This is a genomic window from Anabaena sp. PCC 7108, assembly GCF_000332135.1.
GTDB lineage: Bacteria > Cyanobacteriota > Cyanobacteriia > Cyanobacteriales > Nostocaceae > Anabaena.
Genome location: NZ_KB235896.1, coordinates 1,349,132 through 1,361,014, shown reverse-complemented (window position 1 = coordinate 1,361,014; position 11,883 = coordinate 1,349,132). Strand labels below are relative to the sequence as shown.

Sequence of the window (11,883 nt, the reverse complement as noted above, 5' to 3'; positions counted from 1 at the left end):
CTACTTACCATTGCCACTTTAAAATATTACGGGAATGTTTTTACCCAGTAGGATGATGGCATTTAGTATCTTTAATGTTTTTTATTCATTCTTCATTTTTAGAAGAATCAAGCGCAACTTTTGCTAAAATTGCACTAGCTTCTTCAATTTTTTCTTCTTCAATAAGAGATACTGCTAGCCCCAGTTGGGCGTTAGATGATGATTCAGGTTCTAAGGCAATTGCTTTCTTAAAAGCTTCCCTTGCTGCATTATAATTTTGCTGTATAAAGTATATTTTGCCCATTCCTGCATAAGCGTTAGCATCAGTAGGCTTGATTCTCAGTACAGCTTTTAATTGAGCAGCAGCCTCGGAATGCTTTTCCTGATGATCATACGCTTGAGCTAGTCTCTTCCGAGCTGCCAACAATCGTGGATTAATACGTAAAGCTTTAGTAAGTTGTTGTACAGCTTCATTAAAATTTTCTTGCTTTAGCAACACTTGTCCCAGACCTACATAAGCCATTGCCAAGTTTGGATCAAGTTTGAGAGCGTTTTGAAAGTGTTCTAAGGCTTGCTCTACTCCCCCTTGTTCTAAATGAACTCTGGCTGCTCTTAAGTAAGCATTAGTGGAAATAGGATCTAGCCTAATGGCTGCTTCAAAATGGGCAATTGCATCCTGGTACTGCTTTTGCTTATACTTTACATTTCCTGCTGACAGGTGGGCTTTTATGGAAGTAGGATCTTCCTTCAGTACAGCATCAAATTCCTTTAAAGCCTCGTCAAATTTAGTAGCCTTAGCAAGCTCTTGGCCTTGCTTTATATCTCCTCGCGGAGAAATATCAACTTCTACTCGTTTAATATCAGGCGTGAATACTCGCTCAATACCAGGAACAAATTGAGTCATTTTAGTCGATACCTTCGCCAAAAAAAAGGGGTATGAAAAGAGCGCTGATGTAATAGAATTATAGTCTTCCAGATCAACAGCTTAAAACCGATACTCAATATCCTAACACTGTTGCAATGTCTAATACTAGAAATCAAGGTGATAATGATACAGCAATTTAGCTAGATCAGTCAGTGAATGTACAATCAAGCATCCAGTGTCTATCGTTCTCAATTCCCCCATATTTTAGAATTAAAAAACATAATATCATATCCTGATTAAGGAGAAAAGTCAAATAAAACTTAACTTTTGGAAGCAGTGGAAAGAAAAGAACCAAATATTGGCGAATGAATTTGACTGCTACTCTGTGTTCTGTGAGATAATTCCTGGGGCTGGCGTATCAAATACTTTTCGGTTGATGATTTTTTTGTCAATACAATCGAAATATCACATCCATGACATAAGCATGGTGTTGGACTATAATATTATCTGGTTGTAAAATTTGTTCTAATATCTACCCTGAATGACCAGTTAATCCCCCTGATGGGCGCTTTCCTTTTTCTCTTAAACTTTTTGTCCGTATTTTACTTGATTCTTTGAGTCAGTCGCTTGTCGCTGGTTTGGAACTTGTTTTGCTATCTTACCCTAAACGCCTCTCTAGCTATACTTTCACCCAGTGCTTGATTCTCTTACTCTAACTTCTCGATTTTTTGATCTTTTTCTTCTGGACTAATGCTTGAACACTACCGTATTTCTTCCCTGATAAGAATTATCCTGACCTTCGTACCTGGGCAGTTACGAAAAACCAAATTTATTTTGCGTCGCCGAAATTAACAAAATTAGACAATAAAGCCACAAATCCAGTCGAACTAGTTTTAAAAGTTGCCTGCGATTTTTGTTTTCGCAGAGTGATAGACCAGAGGCAATTGTCTTTTTATCTGAAGTCCAATGTCAATACATTTTGAGGTTAAGTCAATGACCAGTTTAGAATCTGAAATCAGTACTAACTTTACACAGCAGCAGAAACCTGGTGTAACTGTGTGGTTTACTGGTTTGAGCGGAGCAGGAAAAACTACCATTACTCGGGCATTAGAACAAGAACTGCATTCCCGTGGTTGCAAAGTAGAAATTTTAGACGGGGATATTGTACGAGAGAATTTAACAAAAGGACTGGGATTTAGCAGAGAAGACCGCGATGAAAATATCCGCCGTATCGGCTTCGTGTCACAACTCTTAACTCGGAACCATGTCATCGTTCTCGTTTCGGCAATTTCACCTTACACAGTTATTCGTGATGAAGTTCGCCAACGTATTGGAAATTTTATTGAAGTATATGTGAATGCTCCACTTAATGTTTGTGAAAAACGAGATGTTAAAGGGCTTTACAAAAGAGCAAGAGCAGGTGAAATCAAAAACTTTACTGGTATCGACGATCCATATGAACCTCCTACAAATCCAGAAGTAGAATGTAGAACCGACTTAGAAACCTTGGAAGAGAGCGTGTCAAAAGTCATAACAACCTTAGAAGAGCTAGGCTATCTAAGAAAAAGCGGTTCTGATTAGCTAGAATCTGCTTCTTTCAAGCAAAATAGTGAAGTTGATAATAGCACTGCAAGAGTGACTGCTGAAAACTCCAATATCTCCTATTAACAGCTCACGGTTCGCCCATTTTTTCAGGAGTTATACGAATCTTAGGATGAAGCCACATAAAATAGGGCTGGAGGAGGGGAAAAAGAAGTTAAAGTGGTTGCTATATAAACCCCATAGCCGAATGGCACGAGGATAAGGGTTAGAAGAATCAAGAGTGGTTAAGCGTCTGAGAAATAGAGAGCAGGGGAATCAATTCGCGGAAATATTCCGCGAATTACTCATCTCATATCTTCCACCTGAAAATAGATAGGTCAAAACCACAACCAGCTGCGATAGTAATTAATGACTGAATATCAAGTAAAATAAGGACACAACTATCTTCTGTAACTTGGCGAGGATAATGAATAAAAGAATTAACAGAAAAAGACTCTTCGGTACTTGTTATGCTAAAATTGCAAACAAAATACTAATTTAATAAACACCAAATTCGGAAACTTTCCAAGTTTCTAGATTTATATCCAGAATTTTTGATCAGTTTGAACTTGTTATTAATTACTTCCAAATTAGCGCTGATTTTCCTATTATTAAAGTAGGCTATGACTTGATAATACCAAGGAATAGAAGAAGTAAGATTTTTTATTTACCAGTTGTTTTGCAATGCATGATCTCTTAATAATCCTATCTCCTCCTCGCTCATTTTCGTCAGTTGTTTCTAGTGTTATTGGTGAGCATCCTCAGTTATATTGCTTTCCAGAACTGCATTTATTTGTTGGAGATACTGTTCAGGAAGTAATTGATTTAGAGTACAAAAAAGCTAAACGATATGCTGGTTCTCCTGGTGTTTTGCGAACCTTAGCACAACTTCATGATGGTATACAAACAACAGGAAGTATTGTTAGGGCTATAGCATGGCTGAATGAAAGACGAGATTGGACTACTAAACAACTACTTGATTATCTACTTGAAGGGGTAAAACCCAAAATTGGCGTAGAGAAAAGCCCTCCGACATCGGCAAAACCGGGATACATAGAACGAGCGTATGCCTTTTATCCCCAAGCGTATTTTCTGCATTTAACTCGGCATCCAGTGTCGGCAAGGAAATCAATGCAAGAGTTTTCTCAAGATAGGCGAGCTCGTCTAGATAATCAAAATGAAAGTCGGATTGAGACCTTAATTGGTTGGTATCAGATCCATTGCAATATTATTAACTTTACTAATTCGTTGCCAGCAGGCCAAACAATGCGAATTAAAGGGGAAGACGTTTTATCAGAGCCAGATGTGTATTTGCCTCAAATTTCTGAGTGGATGGGGTTGAGGACTGATAAAGAGGCAATTGAGGCTATGAAACATCCGGAAAATTCTCCATATGCTTATGTTGGTCCCTATCCAGCTAGAGGTGGTAACGACCCTAAATTTATGCAAAGTCCCAGTTTGCGTAGTGGTAGAGTTAAGGAACCATCTTTAGAGGCGTTTTTTAAGAAAGAAAAACTAGACTGGTTTTCAGATGAATTTAAAAAGATTTTGGAGGAAAGCGAATTACAGTTGGCCTCAGATGAAGAAATTATCGAAGAGATAACTAGACTAGCAAATTTAATGGGCTATCACTAAATCCTGACAAATAATGCAGAATAGCATATTAACAATACAGACACTCGGAGTAGAATACTTAACTAAAATTACTCCTAGCGATTTACCAAGTGTACTAAATCAGTATTCTTGTTCAATATCTCTTTTCCAGAAATGCCTTTACTTTGCTATGGGTTATAGCGATGATAAAAGGCAAAAATGGTGCATTAAAGTCCTGCGTTATCAACCTAATTTAAATAAATGGACGGAAGTATATTATGAGGTTTTAAATAGGGATGAGACTGATTTATCAGTAATCCAATTGCCAGCAGAAGATGAGAAGAAAGACTCTGAAATAGGTTCAAGTGAATTAAGTGTTAAATTGAGTACCTTAAACCTAGAGAATGGTAGCAATTCTATACTAACATTAAGTGTAATTTCTTCTCTAGGTTCAAAAATTTTATATTCAGTTGATGGCGAAAACTATCAGCTTCTTACTAACAATAATGATCTAACCTCAAAGGCTATTGATGTTCATCATTTCCTTACTACCAGCCAAAAGTTATATGCTTTAGCTTTTAAAGGTCTTACCAATAAAAATTGCCAATCTTGTATTTTAACGAGAGAATCTCTCATTTCAGGAACTTGGCAAGAAATCGATCTTCAGAGAATATTTGAAGATAAAAACAATCTAGATTTGTATGGTTTTATAGATTTCAATAATTCTCTAGTTATTGCGACTTTAAATAAAAAGATGGGGTTCCAAATATGGAAATATAGAGACAATGATGAGAAGACAAATACTTGGGAATTAGCTATTACTAATGGTGCTTATCGATTTGCTCATAATCAAAAAATTTATGCAATGACTGTTTTTAACAGTGATTTGTATTTTGTTAGTGGCATAGTACCTGGTGTGGCATCTATTACTCAAGATTGGTACTTAAATTCTTTTGAATTAACTCGACTCTATTCAAATAATGATTGGGATGTAATTGCTGGTATACCCAGATGTACACCTGATGGTCTGAGAGTTCCTCTATCAGGAACTGGACCAAGTTTCGACATGGGAAGTGGTGCTATTTTTCAGTGCCTCGTAGCTCATTCTCAACATCTGTATCTTGGAGCCAATAATGAGGATGGATTTCAGCTTTGGTCTAGTCAGGATGGTGAGAATTGGCTTCTATTTCCTCCAAATGAACTCACTAGTTATTACCAAGTAAAGATACAAGAGGCTATGTCTACAGCCTTTGGCTTACTATTTGTTCTCGAAGTAATGGAGCTGAGTGGCGAAAAGCATTTACAGATTTGGCTTGCTCAATGAGGTTTTTAATCATTTTCCCCATCTACATCAGCTTGCATAGCTGTTAAGTAGGCATCTAACTCCTGAGTATTGGCAAACACTTCAGAGAGAGGAACAGCTTTGACAATATCAAATACTTTCTTAACTTGAGGGGTAGGATGGGTGAAAAATACTTTGCCTTTTCTTGATGTCATAGTTTTTCGCGCCTTGGCCAACACACGTAGTCCAGCACTGGAGATAAAACTCAAGTTCTGGAGATTTAAAATCAGAGTCTGGATGTTCGGTGTCAAGCTTTTTTGAATAGATGTATCCAAATCAGTAGCTGTCAGCGTATCAAGCTTACCATCCAAAGCTAAACACAAGGTGGTAGAGTCAGTATTTTCTACGTAGATTTGCAATGCCATAGGTTTTATTTTGCAATTAAGTATTTATTTGTAGTTTAGCTAAAATTGGGTGATTCTAAGTATAATATTTCATTAATTCATAGCAGATTATCAGCGTATCTCTGCGTGTACCTCTGCGCCACTCTGCGTTTAAATTTTCATAGTTAATTCGCCATGATGTTATGTAAAGCTGTACTAAGCTAATTGAGCGATCGCTTGCCGGACTGTCAAAATGTTCTTACCGTGGAGATAAACATAGTCTACTTGCTCTGCTAGTTCTTGCACCAAGAAAAAGCCAAATCCTCCTAGCGATCGCTCTTCATCATCCATCATTATATCTGGTGAGGCAATGTCAGTTAAAGGATTAAAAGGCTTACCACTATCTTTAAAAGTCATCATCAACTGTTGATTATTGATTTCAATCCGCAAATCGATATAACCGTCGCTGCGATTCTCATAACCATATTCAATAATATTGACCAAAACCTCTTCCACAATTAACTGGGCATCTTCAATCAATTCCACAGTCAGACTAGCAGCTTGCAAAATCTCACTTAACTTTTGTTTCACTTCCTCCAACTCGGTTAACTCGCTGTTGAGAGTCAGGTTCCATTCCATAACATTTACTGCTTGAGAAAAAGGACTTGACGGTAAATACTGCACAGCTAACAAAGTAATATCATCTGATTGCGGTGCATCCCCCACAAACTGCTGGCAAAAATGTACAATTGTGCGTACTGCACGGGCTGGATTGGTGGGTGGATAAGAGGTAATAATCTCAATTAACCGTTCCTCAGAAAATATCTCACCCTCGCAGTTCATCGCTTCTGTGATGCCATCAGTATAAAGTAGGATTAAATCATTAGGTGCTAGTATACACTCACTTTCTACAAATACGGAATCTTCATATAACCCCAGGGGTGAACTAGTTTCCAAATCTAAATACTGAACTTGTCGATTATGTATCAATAAAGGGGCATCATGACCGCCACTGGCGTAAGTAAAATTACCACTGCGTAAATCAATCACACCACAAAATACGGTAACAAATAAACATTCTTCATTTTCAGCACATAGTTCCTGATTAACGGTGTGCAGGATTTCGCTAGGGGTATTGAAGGGTTTGGTGAGAGTGCGAATCAAGGTGACTGTGCGTGCCATCAGTAATGCTGCTGGGAATCCTTTGTCAGCGACATCACCAATAATTATGCACAAGCGATCGCTTCCTAAAAGAAAAAAGTCATAAAGATCACCACCCACAATCCGCGCAGGTTTCAATAAAGCAGATATCAGATATGGCGAATTGCAACTACTGTCCACAGTAGTCTTGGGAACCATTGTGCGCTGAATTTGGGCAGCAATAGAAAGTTCGCTTTCTAGTTTTTGTTTAGCAGCAGTTGTCTCTTGCAGATTGCTGATATAGAGTTGCAGAGAGTCGCGCATTTGGCGAAAAGATTGGGTTAACCGCCCCACTTCATCGTCGGAAGTAACTGTTGGTAGAATGGTATCTAAGTTGCCTCTAGCCATTTCTTGTGTGCTGCTGTTGAGTTGACGCAGTGGACGGATTGTAAGTTGAGAAATGAAGGCAATTACCACACATATCAATAACATATCTTTCGACATAGAAATAATTATCAACCACAGGTATTGCTGCTGAAACTCCTCTAACTTTGCAGCGGGAAATATGATGCCGACAATCCAATTTGTAGAGTTCACCTTTGTCGTCACCAAAATGCCTTGGGAATTAGTTCTGGTATTAATCAATCCCCGATTTTGTTGCAGGTTATTTAAAGTATTATTTTGCTGAGATAACCACTGCTGAAGCAATGGGAGATTTTCTGGTTTGACAATCCATTGTGCATTTGATGGTGAAAACACAAAATAATTGCCCAATTCTAGACCATGAGATTGATTTGACTGGGCTAACTTTTCTGCCATATTAGAAGATACCCAATCTAAATTCACTGAAATCGCCAACCAATGGCTAGTTTCTGGATTACTATTAGCAGATAAAGGAACGCAATAAGTGATAGCTGATGGATGATTTAGGGGATAGGGTTGTGTCCAAAACGATGAAGTTGGGGTATTGTCCTTGATTTGGCAACGGTTAAGCCAATTTCTGCTTGTTTCTGGATTAAGTTTGGTGTATTTTCCCTGTCGATCATAGTACCATCCAGTTTCAATATTGCTGGCATTGATGAGTGCAATTGCCTGAATTTGAGGCTGTTTTTCGACTAGGGTTTTTAGTAATGGTAACAGTTCATTTTGATTAACAGCATTGGCATTTTGTGCAGATTTTTCAATACCATAAATCGACAGTAGAATACTTCTTTCAATGGCTTGCAGTTTCCCTTCCATCTCATTTGCAACAGTGTCAATCCGGGACTGAGATAAATCAATCAACCAACCATCTACACTTTTTTGCAACAGTTTACGTGCTTGCCAATAGGAAACTCCATAAATAGCGATTGCTGCGACAACACAACTAAATATTAACCGATGGGTAATACTTTTAAATCTAAATAGGGATGGTTTTTTCATAAAAAATTTGTTGCTAAAGCGGTGTGAATAGACTTATATTTGGTATAACAAGTAGTGAAGACTCATTATTGATTACAAATTATTTTATCTTATAAATTGCAACCTGAAGGGGGGACAAAATCAACTAAAAGACTGACTGTATAAGGTTCATAGCTCTTAGACCTTGTTGATAATACTTGCGCTTATTAGGATTAAGTCTCATTAATTGGGCTACTAAAGGTTGACAATTATCCATAAAACTGATCCAAGTATAACCATATAGACCAATATAAAAACTGCTATGTCGTCTGGTACTACGGCTGTTTTCTTTAACTCTTCCGACATATTCTTGTACTCCCTTGCGTTTAATTTGTTGTCCCTGAATTGTGGCTGATGTGTAGGCAATAGCTATTAATAAAATTAGTGAAATCAACCGTTCTCCCGTGACTTTCGTATCTTCTAAATTATAACCTCCTGTTTTAAAATCTCTAAACATTTCCTCAATATCAAAGCGTTGTTTATAAGCTGTAATAGCTGCTCCTAACTCTGGTAAATCTGTGAGAATAAACCATCCTTCTTTTGGTGCTATACCCTGGAGTTTCCTTTTCCATTTACAGGCTAAATTAAAATATCCAAAACCTCTAAGTTTCGTAACTTTAACTCCCGGCAAAAATAACGATAATCCCGGTGCTAATCCCAAATCTTTCAACTCTAACCAAATATCTGATTCTTTTTTGACAAATTCATTCTTTCTTAACCTTAAACAAAAGCTTAAACCTTGCTGCTTCAACCAGTTCGCTAATTTGACAGAACAGAATTCTCTATCTCCTAATACACATATTTTATATTTTTTTACTATCGCTAAAATCTCGGTCAACGCTTCTGTTTGTTGTTTGAGATTGCTATTTCCTTTTTGCTTCAATAATTCAAAATATATCGGTATTGCTCGTTTCTCCCACACCATGCTGATCATTAATAAATTTATACATGACCATTTAGTCCGGTCTATTACTAGATATATTGTTTCTTTCTCTTGAAGGTATGTCTCTAACCAGACTTCAATTATGGGTAACCATATCTTCTTTATTGTTAATTTTGGCAATGATAAAAATCTTTGTATTTTTCTGCGTCTACTTTCAAATTTTATGGGTATTGGTAAGGCATTCGCTAAACTTTCTAGACTTACCTGTTTAATTGACTGTAAAATCTGAAGCAGGATTTTTAACAATAGGTATTCTGCTAGACTTAATTGACTTCTGAGATGGTTTTGATAGAATGTTGGTATCATTTTCATTAGATAGGTCTTATTGACAATACTTGACCTATCTTTTTTTACCATAAATCGTCACATTCTTTACATTGCCTTGCTTTCAGCCTTGTTTGTCTCCCCTTCAGGTAAATCCTATAATCCTGGTTATCCTGATTCAGACAATATGTTACAATCTGAAGAGAGCTAAAATCGAAAATTCCGTAATTAAATTGAGAAGAAAAGACAATGCAACAAATTAATTTTGATGCTCGTGTAGATGAAAATGGTTTTTTATATCTGAAACTGCCCCAAAATTTTGCCGGGGTGGAAATAACAGGAAAACTTTTATATCAAGCTCATCCTATTTCCTTACCAAATCGAAAAGAGAACAAAATAGATATTAATCTTGTTCGTAGTATTTGTCATCAAATTAGAAGTTTACCAGTTCTTGATAGCAGAACTCCTGATGAAATTATTGGTTATAACGAGTTTGGAATCCCAGAATAATGGTTATTGATACTTCTGCTATTATGGCAATTATTTATGCTGAACCTGAAGAACTGATTTTTCTGTAACTTATTAACGAAAGCGAAGATTGTTTACTTTCTTCTCCAGGTTATGTTGAAGCATCAATAGTTTTGGGTACTAAACATGGTCAGCAGGGTGTAGAAAATTTAAATTTATTAATTGCAGCATTGTCTATAATTATCGTACCTTTCAGTGTAGAACAGGCACAATTAGCAAGTGAAGCATTCTTGAAATTTGGTAAGGGTCGTCATCCAGCAAAACTGAATATGGGAGATTGTTTTTCTTATGCTTTGGCAAAATCTACAAATCAACCTTTATTATTCAAAGGTAATGACTTTACCCACACCGATATTAATAAAGTAAATTATTAATTGATGCTGTATCTGATTTAGACAATAAAATTCCTGCAAATCCTTAAATCCTATAAATCTTGATTCTGACATTTTAATGTTTAAAATATATCATCATCAATGTAATCAAAATTGGATGCAATACCAAAAAAGGTAAGGCATCAAGATGATTTTCAACTTTCCCACAATTATGAATTACGAATGATTATCTCTTCTTAGGATTGGGTGAATTACGCTGCTTTGGTATATCTCCACGCAGTTGTAACCTGCCATTAGTAATAATTCGCAACATTTCTTGAAGATCCTGTTCGATATTTTCCAGGACATTATCAGCATATTGATCAGCACCATCTTCAATTTCTTGAGCTTGTGCGATCGCACTTTGGCGCATTTCTTCCAATTCTTGCATACAAGCACGCCGTTTGCGGTCAATTTCTGCCTCAGTGTCTTGCATCATTGCGTCACATTCCTGCTGGACTTTGCGCCGCAATTGTTCAGCCTCCCGTTCGGCCTGTCTGATAATATCGCTTTCCGCCAAAATTTGCGCTCTTTTAGCTTGTGCAGCTTCCACAACCTGCTGTCCATATTCCTCAGCTTCCAGCATGATTTCCTCCTTTTGTTGGAGTAACTCTGCTGATTCCTGAAACACAGATGGTAAGGAAAGACGGACAAAATCCAACTGTTCTAAGAGCTTTTCTTCATCTATGAGCGTACGTCCCGTCAGCGGAATTCTTAAACTAGAGAGAACCATATCCTCTAGACGGTTAAGTTCCTGCTGAATATCTACCCCTGGTTGTCCATTGGGATGCTCCTGGGGGAGAGGATTGTTTCCGTTGTGATTGGACTCAGGACTGGAGAGTTTTGGTTGTAGCATTGGTATATATCCAGGGCAATGTGTGGAGGAACAAGATGATCAACAGAGCCACCAAACTTTGCAATCTCTTTTACCACACTACTACTTAAAAAACTATACTCATTCGAGGTGGCCAGAAAAACCGTCTCTATCTGAGTCGAAAGTGTTTTATTAGTGTGCGCCATTTGTAGCTCGATTTCAAAGTCAGAAACTGCTCTTAAACCCCTGATTAAAACTTGTGCTTGTCGCAAATTGGCATAGTTGACAGTCAAACCATTAAAGCTATCTACTTCCACATTTGGTAAATGTTTTGTAGTTAGGCGAATCTGTGCTAACCTTTGCTGCACTGTAAACAGTGGCATTTTGTTAGGATTTCCCAATACAGCGACTATCACCTGCTCAAACAGCCGACTACTGCGCCGAATTATGTCAAGGTGTCCCAAGGTAATGGGATCAAAACTACCAGGATAAATCGCAATCACAATCGTAGATGCATCAATGTACTTTAGGTGATTATATCGACATAATCTAATTTAACTTACTTAAATCTAGCATTACAAGTAGAAGCTAAAAACCAGAATGAAGTTGGTAGGAGTGCTTTGGCATTTTGAATTGATTGATCTTCATCTTCCCAAAATGTAGAAATTCAAATCACTACAGCTTATGATTTTTAGGGTGG

The 11,883-nt window shown here is 37.3% G+C and carries 12 protein-coding genes; 5 read left to right on the top strand and 7 right to left on the bottom strand.

Going from position 1 to position 11,883, the window contains the following annotated elements; all coding sequences use genetic code 11:
- Window positions 1-85: 85 nt before the first annotated feature.
- A complete protein-coding gene (locus ANA7108_RS0106865; protein ID WP_016950033.1) occupies window positions 86-883 on the bottom strand; it encodes a lipopolysaccharide assembly protein LapB in 798 nt (265 codons plus the stop codon).
- A gap of 954 nt (window positions 884-1,837) precedes the next feature.
- Here ANA7108_RS0106865 and cysC point away from each other — a divergent pair.
- Window positions 1,838-2,425: an adenylyl-sulfate kinase gene (gene cysC / locus ANA7108_RS0106860; protein WP_016950032.1), complete on the top strand. Its 588-nt coding sequence runs from the start codon at window positions 1,838-1,840 to the stop codon at window positions 2,423-2,425.
- Window positions 2,426-2,918: 493 nt separating this feature from the next.
- Here the strand turns inward: cysC and ANA7108_RS31365 are convergent, their stop codons facing one another.
- On the bottom strand, window positions 2,919-3,071 hold the full coding sequence (locus ANA7108_RS31365) for a transposase (RefSeq protein ID WP_369750737.1): 153 nt from the start codon (window positions 3,069-3,071) through the stop codon (window positions 2,919-2,921).
- Window positions 3,072-3,109: 38 nt separating this feature from the next.
- Here ANA7108_RS31365 and ANA7108_RS0106855 point away from each other — a divergent pair, with 38 nt between their 5' ends.
- Window positions 3,110-4,060 carry a sulfotransferase gene (locus ANA7108_RS0106855; RefSeq protein ID WP_016950031.1) on the top strand — a complete coding sequence of 317 codons (951 nt, stop codon included), beginning with the start codon at window positions 3,110-3,112 and terminating at the stop codon, window positions 4,058-4,060.
- Between the two features lie 148 nt (window positions 4,061-4,208).
- A complete protein-coding gene (locus ANA7108_RS0106850) occupies window positions 4,209-5,342 on the top strand; it encodes a hypothetical protein (RefSeq protein WP_016950030.1) in 1,134 nt (377 codons plus the stop codon).
- 5 nt (window positions 5,343-5,347) lie between these two features.
- Here the strand turns inward: ANA7108_RS0106850 and ANA7108_RS0106845 are convergent, their stop codons facing one another.
- The 3 genes from ANA7108_RS0106845 to ANA7108_RS0106835 form a co-directional block, all read right to left on the bottom strand.
- Window positions 5,348-5,725, bottom strand: a complete 378-nt coding sequence (locus ANA7108_RS0106845; protein ID WP_016950029.1) for an STAS domain-containing protein — start codon at window positions 5,723-5,725, stop codon at window positions 5,348-5,350.
- Between the two features lie 174 nt (window positions 5,726-5,899).
- Window positions 5,900-8,245, bottom strand: coding sequence for a SpoIIE family protein phosphatase (locus ANA7108_RS0106840; RefSeq protein WP_016950028.1), 2,346 nt, complete (start codon window positions 8,243-8,245; stop codon window positions 5,900-5,902).
- A gap of 124 nt (window positions 8,246-8,369) precedes the next feature.
- Complete coding sequence (locus ANA7108_RS0106835; protein ID WP_026103995.1) at window positions 8,370-9,512, bottom strand: IS4 family transposase; 1,143 nt, start codon at window positions 9,510-9,512, stop codon at window positions 8,370-8,372.
- 207 nt (window positions 9,513-9,719) lie between these two features.
- On the opposite strand from ANA7108_RS0106835, the gene ANA7108_RS0106830 reads away from it, so the two are divergent.
- Both ANA7108_RS0106830 and ANA7108_RS26980 read left to right on the top strand, forming a co-directional pair.
- Entirely contained in the window at window positions 9,720-9,980 is a 261-nt protein-coding gene (locus ANA7108_RS0106830) for a hypothetical protein (protein ID WP_016950027.1), read from the top strand.
- A 71-nt stretch (window positions 9,981-10,051) separates the two neighbouring features.
- A complete protein-coding gene (locus ANA7108_RS26980) occupies window positions 10,052-10,372 on the top strand; it encodes a type II toxin-antitoxin system VapC family toxin (RefSeq protein WP_202804367.1) in 321 nt (106 codons plus the stop codon).
- Window positions 10,373-10,556: 184 nt separating this feature from the next.
- Here the strand turns inward: ANA7108_RS26980 and ANA7108_RS0106820 are convergent, their stop codons facing one another.
- Window positions 10,557-11,225, bottom strand: a complete 669-nt coding sequence (locus tag ANA7108_RS0106820; protein ID WP_042490300.1) for a DivIVA domain-containing protein — start codon at window positions 11,223-11,225, stop codon at window positions 10,557-10,559.
- Window positions 11,135-11,686 carry a pantetheine-phosphate adenylyltransferase gene (coaD, locus tag ANA7108_RS0106815; protein WP_016950024.1) on the bottom strand — a complete coding sequence of 184 codons (552 nt, stop codon included), beginning with the start codon at window positions 11,684-11,686 and terminating at the stop codon, window positions 11,135-11,137. Before coaD ends, ANA7108_RS0106820 begins: the two co-directional genes overlap by 91 nt.
- Window positions 11,687-11,883 lie beyond the last annotated feature (197 nt).

Coding starts and splice junctions, on each gene's coding strand:
- ANA7108_RS0106865 (WP_016950033.1), bottom strand. CDS start 883: ATGACTCAATTTGTTCCTGGTATTGAGCGAGTATTCACGCCTGATATT.
- cysC (WP_016950032.1), top strand. CDS start 1,838: ATGACCAGTTTAGAATCTGAAATCAGTACTAACTTTACACAGCAGCAG.
- ANA7108_RS0106855 (WP_016950031.1), top strand. CDS start 3,110: ATGCATGATCTCTTAATAATCCTATCTCCTCCTCGCTCATTTTCGTCA.
- ANA7108_RS0106850 (WP_016950030.1), top strand. CDS start 4,209: ATGGGTTATAGCGATGATAAAAGGCAAAAATGGTGCATTAAAGTCCTG.
- ANA7108_RS0106845 (WP_016950029.1), bottom strand. CDS start 5,725: ATGGCATTGCAAATCTACGTAGAAAATACTGACTCTACCACCTTGTGT.
- ANA7108_RS0106840 (WP_016950028.1), bottom strand. CDS start 8,245: ATGAAAAAACCATCCCTATTTAGATTTAAAAGTATTACCCATCGGTTA.
- ANA7108_RS0106835 (WP_026103995.1), bottom strand. CDS start 9,512: ATGATACCAACATTCTATCAAAACCATCTCAGAAGTCAATTAAGTCTA.
- ANA7108_RS0106830 (WP_016950027.1), top strand. CDS start 9,720: ATGCAACAAATTAATTTTGATGCTCGTGTAGATGAAAATGGTTTTTTA.
- ANA7108_RS0106820 (WP_042490300.1), bottom strand. CDS start 11,225: ATGCTACAACCAAAACTCTCCAGTCCTGAGTCCAATCACAACGGAAAC.